Genomic DNA, 18,755 nt, shown 5'->3' with positions numbered 1-18,755 from the left:
GGGCTTACCCCCCTCTGCCCTGCCGGGCATCTCCCCCACAAGGGGGGAGATCGGAAAACTGCCAAGCTGTTGCGCAAACCATCGCGGCTCTGGCAAGGAGCTTGCGCCCAGCCGATCTCCCTCCTTGTGGGGGAGATGCCCGGCAGGGCAGAGGGGGTTGCCACGGCGTGCCGCATCAATCCAGCTTCCCGGCAAACTTGTCTGTCGTCCGGATCAGCCGATCGAGAATCCCGGGCTCCGAATAGGCATGGCCGGCACCTTCGATCAGGTGGAACTCCGCCTTCGGCCAGGCCTTGTGCAGCAGCCAGGCATATTTGGCCGGGCAGGGCATGTCGTAGCGGCCATGCACGATGGCGCCGGGAATATCCTTCAGCCTGCCGGCGTCGCGGATCAGCTGTCCTTCGTCCATCCAGCCGGCATTGACGAAGAAATGGTTCTCGATGCGGGCGAATGCATAGGCGAATTCCGGCTCCTCGAACTTGCCGCTCGTTGAAGGCTCGGGCAGCAGCGTGATCGTTTCGCCTTCCCAGATGCTCCAGGCCTGCGCGGCCGCAAGGCGCACGTTTCTGTCCTCATGCGTCAGGCGGCGATGATAGGCCTGCATCATCTCATGCCGCTCTTCCGTTGGGATCGGAGCGATGAAGCGCTCCCACTTGTCCGGGAACATCTCCGAGACGCCGAACTGATAGTACCAGTCGAGTTCGGCTTTGGTCAGCGTATAGATGCCGCGCAGGATGAGCTCGGAGACGTGCTCCGGATGCTTTTCGGCATAAGCGAGCGCCAGCGTCGAGCCCCAGGAGCCGCCGAACACCTGCCAGGTCTCCACGCCGGCCATTTCACGCAGGCGCTCGATATCGGCGACGAGGTCCCATGTCGTGTTGGCATTGAGCTCGGCATGCGGCGTCGACCGTCCGCAGCCGCGCTGGTCGAACAGCATGACGTCGTAGAGGGCCGGATCGAACAGCCGGCGGTGGGCCGGCGAGAAGCCGCCGCCCGGGCCGCCATGCAGGAAGACGACGGGCTTGGCGCCGGGTGTTCCCGATCGCTCCCAATAGATCACATGGCCGTCGCCGACATCGAGATGACCGGAGGCATAGGCTTCGATTTCGGGATAGAGGGTGCGCAGGATTTCGGTCATATCTTCACGCCTTTTTCGGGCCAGACTTGGGTGTCGTGATCGGGGTGCTGAAAGGAGATGATCGCCTCCTGTCGGGCATAGAAATCCGGGTCCTTGTGCACCGGGGCTTCGAAGATCGTCTCGACCCAGGGCAGTCGGGCGTCGTAATTGACCTGGATCTGCGGCGCGAGATCGCCGCGGTCGTCGAACGTGCCGATCGCAAGCTCCAGGCCACCAGGATGACGATAGATCATCGGCGTACCGCAATTGCTGCAGAAGCCGCGGTCGATATTAACGGAGGACTGAAAGTAGCTCGGCTCGCCGCGCGTCCACTCCATTCCTTCTTCGGGTGCCGTGACCAGCGCGGAAAAGAAGCCGCCGAACTGCTTCTGGCACATGCGGCAATGGCAGATCGAAGGTCGCCCCAGTTCGCCTGCGATGCGGAAACGCACGGCGCCGCACTGGCATCCGCCTGTTCTTATCCTATCCGTCATAGGCGTTCTCCGAATGGCCAGCTTTTCGTATCGTGGTCGGGGTGCTGATGGTTGCTTGCCGCGATCGCGTTCTCGCGGTCGGGCGTTTCAGGCTGCGGCTCCACCGGCAGGCCGTCCAGCGTGTGAAACCAGGACATCTTGCGCCCCGTGCTCGATTGCATCACGGGCTTGACCGCATCGGGCTCATCGAGCGAGCCAAGCGTGATATTGATGAAGGTAGCGCCCGGGATGTCGTAAAACAGCGGCGTGCCGCAATCGCTGCAGAACCCGCGCCGCACCAGATCCGAGGACCGGAACCATTTCGGTGCGCCGCGCGTCAGCTCGAAATCCTCGCGCATGGCGGCCGCAAGCGGCAGGAAATAGTTGCCGGCCGCCTTCTGGCACATGCGGCAGTGGCAGATATGGGGATAGCCGAGTTCGCCGCGGGCGCGATAACGAACCGCGCCGCATTGGCATCCTCCGGCCTGTTTCGTCATTTCGCTCAAGCGCGATCCTCCGGTGGCCAGACCTGCGTGTCATGGTCGGGATGTTGATAGGAAACGAGTTCGTGCAGGAAGGAGCCTGCCGTCAGATCGGCCTCGGTCCGCTCTCCCGGCAGTTCGTGCAGGCGATCGACGAAGCCGAGCTTGCCTTCCACCCCCCATTGAATGGTCGGCGGCAGCGACGACGGATCGTCGAAGGCGCCCGCAGCAATCGCCATTCCGTCTGGCGCTTCATAGGTCAGCGGCGTGCCGCAGTTACCGCAGAAGCCACGCTCGACGAAATTGGAAGAGTGGAACTTTTTCCGCTCGCCGCGTGTCCATTGCAAATCGGCGCCGCGCACCGAGACAAGCGGCGCATAGTAAGCCCCGAACGCCTTCTGGCACATGCGGCAATGACAGATCGACGAATCCTTGAGTTCGCCGCTGACGCGGAAGCGGATCGCACCGCATTGGCAGCCGCCGGTATGGCTGGTCATGGCAGGTCCTCCTGCAGCGACGTCGATGAGCAAAAGAAAACCCCTCCCAACCCTCCCCACAAGGGGGAGGGCTCTCTCGTGGCGCCGTCTTCGTTTCCGTCTCGAATGTTTGCAATTGGCGTGAAGTCGCTTCGGAGCAGCGCGGCGCCGTAGCCCCTCCCCCTTGTGGGGAGGGGTTGGGGAGGGGTCTTATACCCAAGCACCGCTCTCACCGCTTCACCTCCCACGTCGTCACCCGCTCGCCCGTCGCTGGATCCTTGCCGTCCTTCAGCTGAATGCCTTTCGCCGTCAGCTCGTCGCGGATCTTGTCGGCTTCGGCAAAATTCTTCGCCTTCAGCATTTCCAAACGCATGGCGACCAGTGCATCGACCGCCGCTGCGACGGCTTCGTCGATTTCGGCCCTCTTCGGCAGCACCCCGAGGAGGGAAGCCGTCGCGGCAAAACGGGCGCCGGCGGCGGCATCGGTATGGGCGGCCTGCGCCAGCGCATGCAGCGCCTGCACCGCCGCCACAGTATTGAGGTCGTCCGCCAGCCCGTTCAGCACAGCGTCGTCCGGCTTGGCGTCGCCGGGTTCCGTCGCCGGCCATTTGGCGAGCAGCCGTTCGGCCTCTTCCAGCCGCTTGATCGAGAAATCGATCGGCTCGCGGTAATGCGTCATCAGCATGGCAAGACGCAGCACCTCGCCCGGCCATTTACGGCCGCCGAAGCTTTCCGTGTGCAGCAGATCGTGGATGGTGACGAAATTGCCCTCGGATTTCGACATCTTGCGGCCTTCGACCTGCACGAAGCCGTTATGCATCCAGACATTCGCCATCACCTCGGTGCCGTGAGCGCAGCGTGACTGGGCGATCTCGTTTTCATGGTGCGGGAAGATCAGATCCAGCCCGCCGCCATGGATGTCGAAGACATCGCCGAGATAACGCCGGCTCATCGCCGAGCACTCGATGTGCCAGCCGGGCCGGCCGCGGCCCCAGGGGCTCTCCCAGCCGGGTTCGTTGTGGCTCGACAGTTTCCACAGCACGAAATCGCCGGGGTTCTTCTTGTGCGCATCAACGGCGACGCGGGCGCCGGCCTGCTGCTCGTCGAGCGGGCGCTTCGAAAGCTGGCCGTAGTCCGCCATCGATCTGGTGTCGAACAGCACTTCGCCCGATGCGACATAGGCATGGCCGTTGCCGATCAGCTTCTCGATGATCTCGATCATCTCTTCGATATTGTCGGTGGCGCGCGGCTCGACGTTCGGCTCCAGGCAGCCGAGCTCGGCGACATCGGCGTGAAACTGAGTCTCGGTCTTTTCGGTGACCGCGCGGATTGCCTCGTTGAGCGGCAGGCCCGGATGGTCCCTCAGCGCCCGCGCATTGATCTTGTCGTCGACGTCGGTGATGTTGCGGGCATAGGTGACGTGATCCTCGCCATAAACATGGCGCAGCAGCCGGAACAGCACGTCGAAGACGATGACCGGCCTGGCATTGCCGATATGGGCGAAATCATAGACGGTCGGGCCGCAGACATACATGCGGACGTTCTCGGCATCGATCGGCGAAAACACCGATTTCTCCCGCGTCAGCGTGTTGTACAGCTTCAGTTCCGGCGTGCCGCCCATTTCACTCTCCCAAAATGCACGTTCAGAAAATATCGCAACCGGCGGACCGGGGCGTTTCGCATCTTGACTATTTGGGAGACGAAAACGGCCGGGCCAGCGCTTGCGCTAGCGAATAATCTTTCCGCAGATAATGCAGATAACCGTTTTCATGCCGCGTTTTATGGCTCGGGAATGACGTTTGGTCAAGAGGGGACGAGGAACGATCCGATGGCACGCTGCGTCCGCCATTTTCCCGGCACAAATCACTTGTAGCCAGTCGAGAAGCTGCTGAAAATACGGGAGGAATGAGTGGGGAGCGTGGTTCGGTGGGGTGTCGGAGCGGCCGCAATTCTGGTGGTCGCATCCGCGGCATATTTCGCATACGATTTCGGCATGCTTCGCTTCAACAATCCTTCCTTATCTCGGTATCCGATCCAGGGCATCGATGTCAGCCATCACCAGGGCGACATCGATTGGAAGACCGTGGCGGCGCAGCCGAACATACGCTTTGCGATCATGAAGGCGACCGAAGGCGGCGACCACCGGGATTCGAGGTTCGCCGAGAACTGGCAGCGTGCCGGCGATGCCGGAGTGGTCAGGGGCGCCTACCATTTCTTCACCTTCTGCCGCCCGGGCAAGGATCAGGCGCAGAACGTCCTGGCGACCGTGCCGAAGACGCCGGGAACATTGCCGATCGCGGTCGATCTGGAGTTTGTCGGCAATTGCAACAAGGTCCCGACGCTCGAGGAAATGGCGACGGAGGTGAATGCCTTCTTCACCGAGCTGAAAGCCACCTTTCCGGAAAAGCCGATCTTCTACGTCACCCAGGAATTCTTCGATCAGTATCTGAAAGGCAACGAGGCCCGCTTCCCCGAACATTACCTTTGGCTGCGAAGCGTATTCAAGGAGCCGACACAACAGGAAGGCTGCGGCGGCTGGTCGATCTGGCAATTTGCCGACAACGGCACAGTGAATGGCATTCAGGGAGCGGTGGATCTCAACGCGCTCTGCCCGTCGGAAACGGGCTTCGCTCACCTGTTTCCGGCCGTTGCTTCGAATTGAGGCGTCGATCTATTCCGGCAGCCGGTAATCGGCGAGCTTGTTCTCACGCACGATGAAGAGTTTGCCGGTCTCCGTCACGCCGGGGCCGAGCAGCGGCAGGATCGCCTTGGCGACCTCGGAAGGGTGCGGCAGCGTCTGCGGATCTTCGCCCGGCACGGCCTGCGCCCGCATTGCCGTGCGGGTCGCGCCCGGATCGACGCTGGTGATGCGCAGCGGCGTCGATTGTGTTTCGCCGGCCCAGGTGCGGGCGAGCGCCTCGACGGCAGCTTTGGAGGCGGAATAGGCGCTCCAGAAGGGGCGGCATTTGTGCGCGGCCCCGGACGACAGGATGACGGCGCGGCCGGCATCCGAGCGGGCGAGCAGCGGATCGACCGAGCGGATCAGCCGCCATGTCGCCGTCACGTTGATGGTCATCACCTTTTCGAACACCTTCGCCTCGATATGGCCGATCGGCGAGATGACGCCGAGCACGCCGGCATTGGCGACGAGGATGTCGAGCTTGCCCCAGCGCTCGAAGATCGAGCCGCCGAGCGCATCGATCGCGTTCATATCGGCAAGATCGAAGGGCACCAGTGTCGCGCTGCCGCCGACCGCCTTGATCGCATCGTCGAGATCCTCGAGCCCGCCGACCGTGCGTGCGCAGGCAATGACATGGGCGCCGGCTTTGGCAAGTTCCAGCGCCGTGAAATAGCCGATGCCGCGCGACGCACCGGTGACGAGTGCGATCTTGCCCTCAAGATTGATGTTCATCTGTCCGGTTCCGGATTGGCTTGCGAAGGTGAGGGGCGCAATTAGGCCCCTCGGAAGCGAAAGTCAAAGTGGCAAGCGGCTCAGCCGTTGCTGGCAAGCATCGAAAGCTTGTTGCCCATGGACTCGCCGTTCTTGTCGAGCAGACGGGTCGGGTAGTCACCGGTGAAGTAGTGGTCGGTGAATTGCGGGCGGGCCGGATTGCGGTCCTCGCCGCCGACGGCGCGATAAAGCCCGTCGATCGACAGGAAGGCGAGCGAATCCGCGCCGATATATTTGGCCATGGCTTCGACATCGGCATATTGGTTGGCGAGCAGCTTGTCGGCATCGGGCGTGTCGATGCCGTAGAAATCGGGAAGAAGATCATCGGGCTTGCGACGCGCAGATGAACTTCGCGGGCGCCGGCTTCGCGGATCATCTGCACGATCTTCAGGGACGTCGTGCCGCGCACGATGGAATCGTCGACCAGCACGACGCGCTTGCCTTCGATCATCGCCCGGTTGGCGGAATGCTTCAGCTTCACGCCGAAGGCGCGAATCTGCTGCGTCGGTTCGATGAAGGTGCGGCCGACATAATGGTTGCGGATGATGCCGTATTCGAAGGGAATGCCGCTTTCCTGCGCATAGCCGAGCGCCGCCGGTGTGCCGCCGTCCGGCACCGGCACGACCACGTCGGCCTCGACCGGCGATTCCTTGGCGAGGTTCATGCCCATGTTCTTGCGTGTCGTATAGACGTTGCGGCCGCCGACGACCGAATCCGGCCGGGCGAAATAGACATATTCGAACAGGCAGAGGCGCTCCGGCTGGGGCTTGCCGGGCTTGCGGGCATCGATGCTGATCGAGCCGTCGGGCTGGATTTCGCAGATGATGACTTCGCCGTTTTCGACATCGCGGATGAACTTGGCGCCGATAATGTCGAGCGCGCAGGTTTCCGAGCAGAAGATCGGCTTGCCGTCCAGTTCGCCCATGACGAGCGGGCGGATGCCGGTCGGGTCGCGCGCGGCGATCAGCTTGGTGCGCGTCATGGCGAGCATCGAATAGCCGCCTTCCATCTGGCGGATCGCATCGATGAAGCGGTCGGAGGTGGACGCGTGGCGGGAGCGGGCGATGAGATGAAGGACGACTTCCGTATCGGAGGTCGACTGACAGATGGCGCCGGTGGCGATGATCTGGCGGCGCAGCGTCAGGCCATTGGTGAAATTGCCGTTATGGGCAATGGCGATACCGCCTTCTTCCAGTTCGGCGAAGAGTGGCTGCACGTTGCGCATGGCCACTTCGCCTGTTGTGGAGTAGCGGGTATGGCCGATCGATATGCTGCCCGGCAGGCGGGCGAGCGTCATCGGATTGGTATAGTGGTCGCCGACCAGGCCCATATGGCGCTCCTGGTAGAAGCGCTTGCCGTCGAAGGAGACGATGCCGGCCGCTTCCTGTCCGCGATGCTGCAGGGCATGCAGGCCGAGAGCCGTGAGTGCGGCGGCATCGGGATGTCCCAGAATTCCGAAAACGCCGCATTCTTCGTGCAGCGTATCTCCGTCGAGCGGATCGTCGGTCGGGAAGGAATGGGACTGGTTCATTTCTGCGGGCCTCTGCTCTCACAAGAATGGATCGGCATTTCCAGTATCATATATCGGAAACTGATCCGATAACGTCATGCTGAACGACATCCGCTTTCAAAGCCCGCTCGCCGGCTCTGAAACGGCTGAGGTCCGGCGGAGCTGAATGCCCGGCCGGACCTTTATTTCACGTCCCGCTCAAATGGCAATTGCCGGACGGCGGGTCAAGCTCTTGAACACTGTGTCAATTCGTCGGCTGCTGTGTGCTGCCTGCAGGCGCGTCTTCCGCCGGAGCCTGATCGGTGGCCGGCGGTGTAGTGCCTTCGCCGCCCTGTGCCGGCGACTGCATCTTATCACGGAAGCTTGCCTCGATCATCTGGGCAAATTGCTCCGGCAGGACGGCCTTCAGCTTCACCACCATCGAATCCAGGAAGGGCTTCGACTTGGCCTCATTGACCCAGGTCGGCCGGTGGTCGACATCGACGAGCCAGTTCCAGAAAGCGACGGCGACGACCATCAGCAGCAGGCCGCGCGCCGCGCCGAACAGGAAGCCCAGCGTGCGGTCGAGCGCGCCGATGCGGCTGTCGATGATGAAATCGGCGATCTTCATGGTGATGAAGGAGATGACGATGAGTGCGATCAGGAAGACGACCGCGGCCGAGCCGGCGATCGCGATGCGGTCGTCATCGGTGTATTTCTTCGCATAAGGCAGCAGGTACGGATAGAGGTAGTAGGCGGCGGCGGCCGAACCGCCCCAGCTTGCGATCGAAAGGATCTCGCGGGAGAAGCCGCGGACCATCGCCAGTACGGCGGAGAAGAGCACGACGCCGATGACAATACCGTCGAAAATCGTAATGGGCATGTAAATTCAACTCCAGGACTGCCGCTCGGCGGCCGTGTCGTGCCTTATCGTGTGCTTCCTATATCATCACCGTTCCCGGCAATGAAAGGATCAAACCTCGTCTTCCACACGCAGCGCTCCCTTCGATCCGGCGATGCGCGCGACCAGATCCGGCAGGCTTTCGACCTCGTTCCATCGCCCGCCGGAACCCTTCGGCAGCTCGGCGGAGGCGGAAGGAAGCAGCGCTGTCGAAAAGCCCAGCTTCTCGGCTTCCTTGAGGCGCTGGGCGGTGTGCGCAACCGGTCGGATGGCGCCCGACAGGCTGACTTCGCCGAAATAGACGCAATCGGCGGGAAGGGCAATACCGGCGAGCGACGAAACGAGCGCCGAGGCAACGGCGAGGTCGGCCGCCGGTTCGGAGATGCGGTAGCCGCCGGCGACGTTGAGATAGACGTCGTGCTGGCCGAGCCTGACGCCGCAATGGGCCTCCAGCACCGCCAGGATCATCGACAGCCGGGCCGAATCCCAGCCGACCACGGCGCGCCGCGGCGTGCCGAGCGAGGTCGGCGCCACCAGCGCCTGCACCTCGACGAGCACGGGCCGCGTGCCCTCCATGCCGGCGAAGACGGCCGCACCCGGCGATTTTTCGTTGCGCTCGCCGAGAAAGAGTTCGGATGGGTTGGCGACTTCGCGCAAGCCTCTGTCGGACATCTCGAAGACACCGATCTCGTCGGTGGGGCCGAAGCGGTTCTTGACGGTGCGCAGGATGCGGTAGTGATGGCCGCGATCGCCTTCGAAATAAAGCACGGCGTCGACCATGTGCTCGACGACACGCGGCCCGGCGATCTGCCCATCCTTGGTCACATGCCCGACGAGCACCATGGCGGCACCCGTCTGCTTGGCGAAGCGGATCATCGACTGCACGCCGGTGCGCACCTGCGTCACCGTTCCCGGCGCGGATTCGGCAAGCTCGCTCCAGAGCGTCTGGATGGAATCGATAATGACGAGGTCAGGACGTTTGCCCTCGGCGAGCGTCGCCAGAATATCCTCGACATTGGTTTCGGCCGCCAGCATCACGTCGGTATCGGCTGCCGCAAGACGCTGCGCCCTGAGGCGAACCTGTGCTACCGCCTCTTCGCCGGAGACGTAGATGATCCTGTGCCCGCGCCGCGCAAGGGCGGCAGCCGCCTGCATCAGCAGCGTCGATTTGCCGATGCCGGGATCGCCGCCGATCAGCACCGCCGAGCCGCGCACGAAGCCGCCGCCAAGCGCGCGGTCGAGTTCGGACATGGCGGTATGAATGCGCGGCGCCTCCTCGATCTCGCCGGACAGCGCCGTCAGCGCCACCGGCCGGCCCTTCTTCGGCGTCTTGCCGGGGCCGGAGCCGATGCCGCCCATCGGATCTTCCTCGACGATGGTGTTCCACTCGCCGCAATTGTCGCATTTGCCGGCCCAGCGGTTGTGCACCGCGCCGCAATTCTGGCAGATGAATTGTGTCCTGGCCTTCGCCATCAATCGCTCTTTCGGTCGAGTTGCCCAGATGAAGCCGTCGTGTCCTTCATCGAATCATTGTTGAACTTGAGATAATGGCTATCGCGACGGATCAAAACTAATGATTTCCCCATCAGCGTTTGCCGTGCCTATGCTTTTCGTTCCTGCTCATCCGGAACGGTAGAAGATGTTCGAATATTCGCTTGCGCACTGGCTTGCATTTCTGTCGGCGGCGGTTTTGCTCAACCTGTCGCCAGGCCCCGACATCGCGTTTATCCTCGGCCACACGATGAGAGGCGGCAAACGCGCCGGTTTTTCGGCGCTGTTCGGCGTCTGGTCGGGTGCCTGCCTGCACGTTCTGATGGCGGCACTGGGCCTTTCGGCCGTGCTGGCCGCCTCGGCCGTCGCCTTTTCCGCCGTCAAATGGGTTGGTGCGGCCTACCTCGTCTGGTTAGGCATTCAGGCTTTGCGCGCCGGGGGCGGTGGCAGCCTGATGAAGGCAGCTCGCGAACAAATGCCGGTCGGAAAAATCTACCGGCAGGGTATACTGGTGTCGCTCCTCAATCCGAAAGTCGCGATATTTTTCCTGGCCTTCCTGCCGCAATTCGTGGTCGAAGGCGCAGGGCCGGCCTGGGCTCAATTGATGCTCCATGGCGGGTTAATCATAGGCGTCGCTGCGTTCATCGAGCCGCCGCTCGTGCTTCTCGGCGGGCGCCTCGCAGACATGCTTAAAAATAATCGCGAAATCGAGCGATGGCTCGATCGCGGCCTCGGCGCGCTTTTCGTAGCGCTCGGCGTGCGTCTCGCGCTCACCAGCCACTGACGGACGAACACTACTCCTCGGCCACATAGCGCCGCTCGTGGCGCAGCCCCATGCTGGTCAGGATCTCGTATCCGATCGTCCCTGCCGCCCGTGCCACGTCGTCCAGCGCCATGTTCTTTCCGAACAGCTCGACATAGTCCCCGGCGCGCACGGCGTTTTCAGGCAGATCGGTGACGTCGAAGATCGTCAGATCCATGGTGATCCGGCCGGCAACCGGGACCTTGTGTCCGGCAATGAAGCCATGTCCGCCCTGCGGCACGGCCTGGCGCAGCGGCACGCCGCCGCTCGACTGGCTGCGCATATAGCCGTCGGCATAACCGGCCGAGACGATCGCCAGCCGGCTGTCACGGCGCAGCTGCAGCGCCCGCCCGTAGCTGACGCTCTCACCGGCTTCGACGCTGCGCACCTGGATGACGCGTGCCTCCGCGGTGGCGACCGGGCGCATCGGGTTCGCCTTGCCGCAGACAGCTTCGCCGCCATAGAGCGCGATGCCGGGGCGGGTCAGGTCGAAGTGATAGTCGTCGCCGAGAAAGATGCCCGCCGAGGCTGCAAGGCTTGAATCGATGCCTTCATAGGCGGCGGTAACCCTGCGGAATGATTCGAGTTGTTGCCGGTTCATGACGTGGCTGGGATCGTCGCCGCAGGCGAGGTGGCTCATGACGAGCACCGGTGCGAAGCTTGCCGGCCGCGAGACGTCGTCGGCAAGCGCGATCGCATCGTCGATACGCAGCCCCAGCCGGTTGAAGCCGGTGTCGACATGCAGCGCACAAGGGTAATCGCCATAATCGGCAAGCACCGCCATCCAGAAGGCGAACTGCTCGTCGGAGGAAATCACCGGCACCAGGTCATTATCGAAGAAGCGCCGTTCCGTGCCCGGCCATATGCCTGACAGCACGAAGATGCGCGCATCCGGCGCATAGAGGCGAAGTGTCACGCCCTCATCGACGGTCGCGACGAAGAAATCCCGTGCGCCTGCCGTGTAGAGCGCTTCGCCGGCGTCCTCGATGCCGAGGCCGTAGGCATCCGCCTTGACGACGGCTGCGGCGCGCGCAGCGCCCGAACGGCGCGCCATGTCGCGCCAGTTTTCCGTCAGCGCGGTGAGGTCGACGGTCAGCCGCAGACCCGCCGAGGCAAAATTGTCGTCGTCTGAGGCGTCCAGAAATTCGCTCATGATCCACGTCGAAAAAGAGGCCGGAGAAGGATTCTCCGGCCAGTCTAAAGGTCAACCCTGTCGAGGGAAAGGCCGAAGCCCGGATGACAGCTGCACCGTGATCAATGCTCTTCATATTGTATGAAGGAGGGATCGGCGAGATCGGCAAAACGCGTGAATTCCGCCTGGAAGGCGAGCTTCACCGTGCCCGTCGGCCCGTGGCGCTGCTTGGCGATGATGACGTCGGCCGTGCCCTTCACCTTGTCGAACAGCGCTTCCCATTCCGGATATTTCGGATCGTGGGGATCGCGCGGCTCCTGGTTCTTGACGTAATATTCCTCGCGGAACACGAACAGCACGACGTCGGCGTCCTGCTCGATCGAACCGGATTCACGAAGGTCGGAAAGCTGCGGCCGCTTGTCGTCACGGCTTTCGACCTGACGCGACAGCTGCGACAGCGCAATGATCGGAACGTTGAGCTCCTTGCCGAGCGCCTTCAGGCCGGTGGTGATCTGGGTGATTTCCTGGACGCGATTGTCGCTGGATTTGCCCGAGCCGGTCATCAGCTGCACGTAGTCGACCACGAGCACGTCGAGGCCGCGCTGACGCTTGAGGCGGCGCGCGCGTGCCGAAAGCTGAGCGATCGAGATACCGCCGGTCTGGTCGATATAGAGCGGCACCTTCTGCATCATCATCGAGCAGGCGACGAGCTTTTCGAAATCGGCATCGTTGATGTCGCCGCGGCGGATCTTCGAGGAGGAGACTTCCGTCTGTTCGGAGATGATACGGGTGGCGAGCTGTTCGGACGACATTTCGAGCGAATAGAAGCCGACGACGCCGCCATTCCTCGCCTTCATACTTCCGTCCGACTGCACCTCGCCCTCGTAGGCGGCGGCGATATTGTAGGCGATGTTGGTGGCAAGCGAGGTCTTGCCCATGCCCGGGCGCCCGGCGAGGATGATCAAATCCGAACGCTGCAGGCCGCCCATCTTGGCGTCCAGCGAGTGGATGCCGGTGGAAATGCCGGAAAGGCCGCCGTCGCGTTCCTTGGCGACGGCCGCCATGTCGATCGCCAGCGCCACGGCGTCGTTGAAGGACTGGAATCCGCCGTCGTAGCGGCCGTTTTCCGCAAGTTCGAAGAGACGGCGTTCGGTATCCTCGATCTGCGACTGCGGCGGCATGTCGAGCGGCGCGTCATAGGCGATGTTGACGACGTCCTCGCCGATGGTGATCAGCGCCCGGCGCAGCGCCAGGTCATAGATCGCTCTTCCGTAATCCTCGGCATTGATGACGGTGACCGCGTTGCTGACCAGGCTCGCCAGATATTGCGAAACCGTCATGTCGCCGACCTTTTCGTCGGCCTTGAGGAAGGTCTTGATCGTTACCGGGTTGGCGATCTTGCCCATGCGGATAATGTCGCCGGCGACCTCGAAGATCTTCCGGTGCAGCGGTTCGTAGAGATGGATCGGCTTGAGGAAGTCCGACACCCGGTAATAGGCGTCGTTGTTCATCAGGATGGCACCCAGAAGCGCCTGCTCGGCTTCGATGTTGTTGGGTGCTTCGCGATAATGCTGCTCCGAGGGAGCAACAGCTGCAATCTTTCGAGCGGCGTCGTTCATCATCATCCGTTCTGTCTTTTTCCAACTCCGGATTTGCAATTCCGGATGGAGAAAATCAAGGGGCTGCAAAAGGCGCGGAGGTCCGCATCGCCTAAATCCCGAACGCTGTGCACGTTGTTCGACTTCTCCACAGTCCAGGGGCGACACAAGCGAGAAATACCGGGAGTGTCACCCTGAGGACACGGTACGGAGCCGACTCAGCTCATTCGTTCCGGAGACGACCATGGTAACGCGATGACATCGGGCACGCAGCAAAAACATCAGGAAATCCCCCGATAAAAGGTGTTCTCCCCGGTTGTTTCCAATCAAGCGAATGAAACGAAAAAGCCCGGCGCAACGGCCGGGCTTCCCTCACGCGGATCGTGTCCGGCGAGACTTATGCTTCGTCTTCGTCGATGCCGTCGGCTTCCGGATCGAAGAAATCTTCCGGACGCAGTGCGTCTTCGTCGACGCCGTAGATCGCGTCGACCGAGGTGAGTTCTTCGCCCTTGGCCTGGCGCTCAGCCTCATCGGCGGAACGGGCAACGTTCAGCTCGACATTGATTTCGACTTCGGCATGCAACTGCAGCTCGACCTTGTGCAGGCCGATCGCCTTGATCGGCGTGTTCAGGTGAACCTGGTTGCGGCCGATGTTGAAGCCTTCGGCGGCGAGAATCTCGACGACGTCACGGGCAGCGACCGAGCCGTAGAGCTGGCCGGTTTCGCCGGCGGAGCGCACGACGATGAACGACTTGCCGTCGAGAACGTCGGCGACCTTCTGGGCTTCCGACTTGCGCTCGAGGTTGCGGGCTTCGAGCGTCGCGCGCTCGGCTTCGAAGCGGGTCTTGTTGGCGGCGTTGGCGCGCAGCGCCTTGCCGAGCGGCAGCAGGTAGTTACGGGCAAAGCCGTCGCGGACCTTTACGGTTTCGCCCATCTGGCCGAGCTTGGAGATGCGTTCGAGAAGGATGACTTCCATTTTCTTTGTCCTTTCTGTGTCTCAGATTTTCGTATCGGGTTGTTTGGGGGCATCGGCATCTTTCGCCGGGGTCAGCGCGATCGCCTTGCGCGTATCGACGAGACCGAGGACGAGGATGAGGAGAGCTGGCAGCAGCATGAGCATGGAGGCCAGATAGCAGAGGATGAGGGCCGGCAAACGCCAGTCTTTGCCGCGCGTGCGGAAATGCAGAGAGGCAAAGCCGGAGAGCATGAAGCCGGCGCCGAATGTGCCGATCACGGTCGCGCCGATCAGCGCCGGAACGCCGCCGAAGAAGCAGGCGGCAAGCCCGGCGAGGAAGATGAAGATCGAGTTGCGGTTCATGCGCAGCGACGAGGGAATGTCCTCGCGGGGGCGAAGGCCGCGGCCGGATGCCGCGACGATGCGCACCGCGAAATAATAGGCTGCGAACAGCATCGTCACCCACATGCCGCCCTGCAAAGCCGGCAGCATCAGCAGGATCAGCGATTTGGTCTGCGCGGTCGCCGCCGGATCCGGCATGAATTCCGGCTGCTGCTGCTTGACCGAGGCGATCAGCAGATCGACGATCGGATCGGTGATCTCGGGCCCGTAGCCGATCATCACACCGATGACGATGACGGCGAACGTCACCAGGCCGCAAAGATGCAGCAGGATATCGGAGAGCGGATACCAGGCGAGCAGGTGGTCCGGACCGCCGAGTTCGGATGCGGGGCGGGCGAGATTGGCGAGGTGGCTGAGCCAGCCGGCCGGCAGCAGCGTCACGAGCGTCATGATCAGCGCGAAGGAGGGCGAGATGAAGGCCGCGCCGAGTGCGGCTGCAGTGACGACGGCCACGATCGCGGCGACATTGCCCCAGCCGAGCCCGACAAGCAGGATCGGCAGTGCCGAAGCAGTATAGAGGAGCGCACTGAAAAACGACGGCTGCACGCTCGCGCCCAGCACCAGCAGGGCAGCGGTCAAGCCGGCGAGTGCGCCGGTCAGCAGCGTTTTAAGATCCAGTCGTTTCAAGGTCGCTGTCCTGCTTCATCAAGCAGTTAGAGGAAGTTGCTGAATCGAATTCAGAAACGTCTCAACATGGGTTTTAACAGTTCCGATCCGCGCCCATCGCGGAAGGGAGGCAACCCCCGGATCAGAAATCCGGGGGTCACATATTCTATTAGGCGACGACGTACGGCAGCAGGCCGAGGAAACGGGCGCGCTTGATCGCCTGGGCGAGTTCGCGCTGCTTCTTCTGGGAAACGGCCGTGATGCGGGACGGAACGATCTTGCCGCGCTCGGAAATGTAGCGCTGCAGCAGACGAACGTCCTTGTAGTCGATCCGCGGTGCGTTTGCGCCGGAGAACGGGCAGGTCTTGCGGCGGCGATGGAACGGGCGGCGGACCGGTGCGGAGGAAGCTTCAGACATTCTTATATCTCCTTATGCACGGTCTTCGCGGGGAGCGCGATCCGGACGCGGGCCACGCTGGAAGTCGCCGTCACGGCGCGGCGGACGGTCACCGAATTCGCGGCGCGGGCCACGGTCGCCGCCTTCACGCGGGCCGCGGTCGTCGCGGTCGCGCTTCTGCAGCATGGCAGACGGGCCTTCTTCGTGCTTTTCGACGGCGATGGTCATGTAGCGAAGAACGTCCTCGCTGATGCGCATCTGGCGTTCCATTTCCTGGATCGCAGCAGCCGGAGCATCAATGTCCATCAGCGCATAGTGCGCCTTGCGGTTCTTCTTGATGCGGTAGGTGAGGGACTTGAGGCCCCAGTTCTCGATACGCCCGACCTTACCGCCGTTAGCTTCGATCACGCCCTTGTACTGTTCTACGAGGGCGTCGACCTGCTGAGCGGAAATATCCTGCCGGGCAAGGAATACATGTTCATAAAGAGCCATGACAGCTTTGCCTTTCTTGCGTTTGGTTCAACCCGATATTCGGCGGCTAAGCCTCAACGACTGCTCCTGATTGGGCGGACCCAGGCAAGAAAGCGTTTTCCGAGACGGTCGAGAGCGGAGACACGGGAGGCTGGAACGCTTCCGTTCCGAACGATTTCCGAGGAAACCGGCCCTCCGTTCAGCCACCAGCCAGAAGACCGGGTTAACGAACAGCGCGGCTTATACGGATTTTTTGGGGAAAGGCAACCCCAATCGGACATTCGAGCCCGACTGAGATCAAGCGGTAGCGCCGGGGCGGGCCATCAAAGCGTCAGAGGATACTGCCGGTGCACCTTGGCAATTTCCGCCAGCACCTCGTCCGAAAGCGTTAGCTCGGCCGCGCCGAGATCGATTTCCAGCTGTTCCATCGAGGTCGCGCCAATGATGACCGAGGTCATGAAGGGCCTCGATCGGCAGAAGGCGAGCGCCATGACTGCCGGGTCGAGACCGTACCTTGCGGCGAGCGCCAGATAGGCCTTGGTCGCCGGCTCCTGCAGCGGCTGCAGGCGGCCGCCGATGTCGGGATTGATCGAAGCGCGCGACCCCTTCGGCCTGCCGCCATTGACATATTTGCCGGTCAGGATGCCGCCGGCGAGCGGCGAGTAGGCGAGCAGCCCGACATCCTCGTGATGCGAGAGCTCGGCGAGATCGAGGTCGAAATGCCGGTAGAGCAGATTGTACTCGTTCTGAACGCTGGCGACGCGCGGCAGGTTCCTCTGTTCGGAGAGGGTCAGGTATTTCTGGATGCCCCAGGTGGTTTCGTTGGAAAGGCCGATCGCCCGGATCTTGCCTTCCTTGACCAGTGCCCCCAGGGTTTCCAGGATGTCGAGCATGTTGGCGACGGCCTTGTCGCGATCCTGGTTGAAGGGGTTGTAGCTCCAGTTCTGCCGGAAGTGGAAATGCCCGCGGTTCGGCCAGTGCACCTGGTAGAGGTCGACATAATCCGTCTTCAGCCGCTTCAAGCTGGCCTCGAGCGCCAGACGGATATTCCTCGCGTCGGCGCCGTCGCCGCCGCGCAGATAATCGCGGCCGCGGCCGGCGACCTTGGTGGCGAGCACGATTTCCCTCCGCTTGCCGGTCTTTTCGAACCAGCTGCCGATATAGTCTTCGGTCCAGCCCTGCGTTTCGGGCGAAACCGGGGTGGTCGGATAAAGCTCGGCGGTATCGAAGAAATTGACACCCTTTGCGACGGCGTAATCCATCTGCGCATGCGCGTCGGCTTCGCTGTTCTGCGAACCCCAGGTCATGGTACCGAGGCAGATCTCCGAAACGGAAATGTCGGTACGGCCGAGTGAATTGTACTTCATGCAAAAACCTTAGGGGTTGGAGCCTTGGGGAGGACCGGGCAAATCTAGGCCGGATTTGACGGAGCGCAAGAGCAAAAACCCGGCTTTTGCGCCGGGGCGAAAGGCTTTGCGCAGAAGGTGCCGCCACTTGACTCTGCCGGAAAGAATGTCAATTGGAGGCAAAACAGCCTCAAGGGGCGCAATCAGGGACATCAGAATGACCATTGCTTTCACTTTTCCCGGCCAGGGCAGTCAGGCCGTCGGCATGGGCAAGGATCTGGCCGAGAATTTCGCGGAAGCCCGCGCCGTTTTCGAAGAAGTCGACGAGGCGCTCGGTGAAAAGCTTTCGGACGTTATGTTCAACGGTCCGGAGGACACGTTGACCTTGACGGCGAACGCCCAGCCGGCGCTGATGGCCGTCTCGATCGCCGTAGTCCGTGTTCTCGAAGCCAAGGGGCTGGATCTGAAGTCCAAGGTCGCCTTTGTCGCCGGCCACTCGCTGGGCGAATATTCGGCACTTTGCGCCGCCGGCACCTTTTCGCTCGCCGATACGGCGCGGCTGTTGCGCATTCGCGGCAATGCCATGCAGGCCGCCGTCCCCGTCGGCGTCGGCGCCATGGCGGCGATCATCGGCCTGGAACATGCCGACGTCGCAGCCGTCTGCGAATCGGCGGCCGCCACCGGCGCCTGCCAGATCGCCAACGACAACGGCGGCGGCCAGATCGTCATTTCGGGCGAGAAGGCGGCCGTCGAAAAGGCCGCCGGTCTGGCAACCGACAAGGGCGCCAAACGCGCCATCCTGCTGCCGGTCTCGGCTCCCTTCCATTCCAAGCTGATGGCGCCCGCCGCAGAGGCCATGCGCGCAGCGCTGGCGACGGTCGCCAAGTCGGATCCCGTCGTGCCCCTCATCGCCAATGTCCGCGCCGCCCCGGTGACGGGTGCCGACGAGATCGCGAACCTCCTGGTCGAACAGGTGACCGGCCAGGTCCGCTGGCGCGAGACCGTGGAGTGGTTCGCCGGCAATGGCGTGACCACGCTTTATGAACTCGGTTCCGGCAAGGTGCTGACCGGTCTTGCCCGCCGCATCGACAAAACAGTCAACGGTATCTCCGTCGGCGGTCCGGCGGATATCGACGCGGCCGTCGCCGCCCTCATGGCCTGATTGA

18 protein-coding genes and 1 pseudogene are annotated in these 18,755 nt (G+C 62.6%); 3 read left to right on the top strand and 16 right to left on the bottom strand.

Annotated features, from left to right (window positions below):
- Nucleotides 1–175: 175 nt before the first annotated feature.
- From pip to cysS, 5 genes are all read right to left on the bottom strand, one after another.
- On the bottom strand, nucleotides 176–1,138 hold the full coding sequence (gene pip, locus MHI61_RS16270; RefSeq protein WP_239792707.1) for a prolyl aminopeptidase: 963 nt from the start codon (nucleotides 1,136–1,138) through the stop codon (nucleotides 176–178).
- Nucleotides 1,135–1,611, bottom strand: coding sequence for a GFA family protein (locus tag MHI61_RS16265; RefSeq protein ID WP_239792706.1), 477 nt, complete (start codon nucleotides 1,609–1,611; stop codon nucleotides 1,135–1,137). Before MHI61_RS16265 ends, pip begins: the two co-directional genes overlap by 4 nt.
- Nucleotides 1,608–2,087: a GFA family protein gene (locus tag MHI61_RS16260; protein WP_239792852.1), complete on the bottom strand. Its 480-nt coding sequence runs from the start codon at nucleotides 2,085–2,087 to the stop codon at nucleotides 1,608–1,610. Before MHI61_RS16260 ends, MHI61_RS16265 begins: the two co-directional genes overlap by 4 nt.
- Before the next feature lie 5 nt (nucleotides 2,088–2,092).
- Nucleotides 2,093–2,569 carry a GFA family protein gene (locus MHI61_RS16255; protein ID WP_239792705.1) on the bottom strand — a complete coding sequence of 159 codons (477 nt, stop codon included), beginning with the start codon at nucleotides 2,567–2,569 and terminating at the stop codon, nucleotides 2,093–2,095.
- 208 nt (nucleotides 2,570–2,777) lie between these two features.
- Nucleotides 2,778–4,169, bottom strand: a complete 1,392-nt coding sequence (gene cysS / locus MHI61_RS16250) for a cysteine--tRNA ligase (RefSeq protein WP_239792704.1) — start codon at nucleotides 4,167–4,169, stop codon at nucleotides 2,778–2,780.
- Nucleotides 4,170–4,457: 288 nt separating this feature from the next.
- Between cysS and MHI61_RS16245 the strand changes: the two genes are divergently transcribed.
- A complete protein-coding gene (locus tag MHI61_RS16245; protein ID WP_239792703.1) occupies nucleotides 4,458–5,210 on the top strand; it encodes a glycoside hydrolase family 25 protein in 753 nt (250 codons plus the stop codon).
- Nucleotides 5,211–5,219: 9 nt separating this feature from the next.
- On the opposite strand, the gene MHI61_RS16240 is transcribed toward MHI61_RS16245, so the two are convergent.
- The 4 genes and pseudogenes from MHI61_RS16240 to radA all read right to left on the bottom strand — a co-directional run bounded on the left by MHI61_RS16240 (nucleotide 5,220) and on the right by radA (nucleotide 9,862).
- A complete protein-coding gene (locus MHI61_RS16240; protein ID WP_004680489.1) occupies nucleotides 5,220–5,960 on the bottom strand; it encodes an SDR family NAD(P)-dependent oxidoreductase in 741 nt (246 codons plus the stop codon).
- Nucleotides 5,961–6,040: 80 nt separating this feature from the next.
- Nucleotides 6,041–7,530: pseudogene (gene purF / locus MHI61_RS16235) on the bottom strand (amidophosphoribosyltransferase).
- A gap of 223 nt (nucleotides 7,531–7,753) precedes the next feature.
- Nucleotides 7,754–8,371: a CvpA family protein gene (locus tag MHI61_RS16230; RefSeq protein WP_239792702.1), complete on the bottom strand. Its 618-nt coding sequence runs from the start codon at nucleotides 8,369–8,371 to the stop codon at nucleotides 7,754–7,756.
- 90 nt (nucleotides 8,372–8,461) lie between these two features.
- Entirely contained in the window at nucleotides 8,462–9,862 is a 1,401-nt protein-coding gene (gene radA, locus MHI61_RS16225) for a DNA repair protein RadA (protein WP_097580293.1), read from the bottom strand.
- A 166-nt stretch (nucleotides 9,863–10,028) separates the two neighbouring features.
- Here radA and MHI61_RS16220 point away from each other — a divergent pair, with 166 nt between their 5' ends.
- Nucleotides 10,029–10,664: a LysE family translocator gene (locus tag MHI61_RS16220; RefSeq protein WP_239792701.1), complete on the top strand. Its 636-nt coding sequence runs from the start codon at nucleotides 10,029–10,031 to the stop codon at nucleotides 10,662–10,664.
- A 10-nt stretch (nucleotides 10,665–10,674) separates the two neighbouring features.
- Here the strand turns inward: MHI61_RS16220 and alr are convergent, their stop codons facing one another.
- The 7 genes from alr to MHI61_RS16185 form a co-directional block, all read right to left on the bottom strand.
- Nucleotides 10,675–11,835: an alanine racemase gene (gene alr, locus MHI61_RS16215; RefSeq protein WP_239792700.1), complete on the bottom strand. Its 1,161-nt coding sequence runs from the start codon at nucleotides 11,833–11,835 to the stop codon at nucleotides 10,675–10,677.
- A 101-nt stretch (nucleotides 11,836–11,936) separates the two neighbouring features.
- A complete protein-coding gene (locus MHI61_RS16210) occupies nucleotides 11,937–13,433 on the bottom strand; it encodes a replicative DNA helicase (protein WP_012483300.1) in 1,497 nt (498 codons plus the stop codon).
- 376 nt (nucleotides 13,434–13,809) lie between these two features.
- Nucleotides 13,810–14,388, bottom strand: a complete 579-nt coding sequence (gene rplI / locus MHI61_RS16205; RefSeq protein WP_038687995.1) for a 50S ribosomal protein L9 — start codon at nucleotides 14,386–14,388, stop codon at nucleotides 13,810–13,812.
- A 21-nt stretch (nucleotides 14,389–14,409) separates the two neighbouring features.
- Entirely contained in the window at nucleotides 14,410–15,396 is a 987-nt protein-coding gene (locus tag MHI61_RS16200; protein ID WP_239792699.1) for a DUF2232 domain-containing protein, read from the bottom strand.
- 148 nt (nucleotides 15,397–15,544) lie between these two features.
- Nucleotides 15,545–15,793, bottom strand: a complete 249-nt coding sequence (gene rpsR / locus MHI61_RS16195) for a 30S ribosomal protein S18 (protein ID WP_004680498.1) — start codon at nucleotides 15,791–15,793, stop codon at nucleotides 15,545–15,547.
- Nucleotides 15,794–15,805: 12 nt separating this feature from the next.
- Complete coding sequence (gene rpsF / locus MHI61_RS16190) at nucleotides 15,806–16,264, bottom strand: 30S ribosomal protein S6 (RefSeq protein WP_004680499.1); 459 nt, start codon at nucleotides 16,262–16,264, stop codon at nucleotides 15,806–15,808.
- A gap of 302 nt (nucleotides 16,265–16,566) precedes the next feature.
- A complete protein-coding gene (locus MHI61_RS16185; RefSeq protein WP_239792698.1) occupies nucleotides 16,567–17,610 on the bottom strand; it encodes an aldo/keto reductase in 1,044 nt (347 codons plus the stop codon).
- Nucleotides 17,611–17,806: 196 nt separating this feature from the next.
- Between MHI61_RS16185 and fabD the strand changes: the two genes are divergently transcribed.
- On the top strand, nucleotides 17,807–18,751 hold the full coding sequence (gene fabD / locus MHI61_RS16180) for an ACP S-malonyltransferase (protein ID WP_239792697.1): 945 nt from the start codon (nucleotides 17,807–17,809) through the stop codon (nucleotides 18,749–18,751).
- Nucleotides 18,752–18,755: the final 4 nt, after the last annotated feature.

It is taken from the genome of Rhizobium sp. K102 (assembly GCF_022385315.1).
In the GTDB taxonomy this organism is placed as follows: Bacteria; Pseudomonadota; Alphaproteobacteria; order Rhizobiales; family Rhizobiaceae; genus Rhizobium; species Rhizobium croatiense.
Note: the sequence above shows the minus strand (reverse complement) of the source record. Positions and strands in the feature narration are given on the sequence as shown.

What these genes read in the sequence shown, in the direction of transcription:
- MHI61_RS16210 (WP_012483300.1), bottom strand. Translation starts at nt 13,433, where the DNA reads ATGAACGACGCCGCTCGAAAGATTGCAGCTGTTGCTCCCTCGGAGCAG.
- MHI61_RS16260 (WP_239792852.1), bottom strand. Translation starts at nt 2,087, where the DNA reads ATGACGAAACAGGCCGGAGGATGCCAATGCGGCGCGGTTCGTTATCGC.
- cysS (WP_239792704.1), bottom strand. Translation starts at nt 4,169, where the DNA reads ATGGGCGGCACGCCGGAACTGAAGCTGTACAACACGCTGACGCGGGAG.
- rpsF (WP_004680499.1), bottom strand. Translation starts at nt 16,264, where the DNA reads ATGGCTCTTTATGAACATGTATTCCTTGCCCGGCAGGATATTTCCGCT.
- rplI (WP_038687995.1), bottom strand. Translation starts at nt 14,388, where the DNA reads ATGGAAGTCATCCTTCTCGAACGCATCTCCAAGCTCGGCCAGATGGGC.
- MHI61_RS16255 (WP_239792705.1), bottom strand. Translation starts at nt 2,569, where the DNA reads ATGACCAGCCATACCGGCGGCTGCCAATGCGGTGCGATCCGCTTCCGC.
- alr (WP_239792700.1), bottom strand. Translation starts at nt 11,835, where the DNA reads ATGAGCGAATTTCTGGACGCCTCAGACGACGACAATTTTGCCTCGGCG.
- MHI61_RS16185 (WP_239792698.1), bottom strand. Translation starts at nt 17,610, where the DNA reads ATGAAGTACAATTCACTCGGCCGTACCGACATTTCCGTTTCGGAGATC.
- MHI61_RS16220 (WP_239792701.1), top strand. Translation starts at nt 10,029, where the DNA reads ATGTTCGAATATTCGCTTGCGCACTGGCTTGCATTTCTGTCGGCGGCG.
- pip (WP_239792707.1), bottom strand. Translation starts at nt 1,138, where the DNA reads ATGACCGAAATCCTGCGCACCCTCTATCCCGAAATCGAAGCCTATGCC.
- MHI61_RS16230 (WP_239792702.1), bottom strand. Translation starts at nt 8,371, where the DNA reads ATGCCCATTACGATTTTCGACGGTATTGTCATCGGCGTCGTGCTCTTC.
- rpsR (WP_004680498.1), bottom strand. Translation starts at nt 15,793, where the DNA reads ATGTCTGAAGCTTCCTCCGCACCGGTCCGCCGCCCGTTCCATCGCCGC.
- MHI61_RS16265 (WP_239792706.1), bottom strand. Translation starts at nt 1,611, where the DNA reads ATGACGGATAGGATAAGAACAGGCGGATGCCAGTGCGGCGCCGTGCGT.
- MHI61_RS16240 (WP_004680489.1), bottom strand. Translation starts at nt 5,960, where the DNA reads ATGAACATCAATCTTGAGGGCAAGATCGCACTCGTCACCGGTGCGTCG.
- radA (WP_097580293.1), bottom strand. Translation starts at nt 9,862, where the DNA reads ATGGCGAAGGCCAGGACACAATTCATCTGCCAGAATTGCGGCGCGGTG.
- fabD (WP_239792697.1), top strand. Translation starts at nt 17,807, where the DNA reads ATGACCATTGCTTTCACTTTTCCCGGCCAGGGCAGTCAGGCCGTCGGC.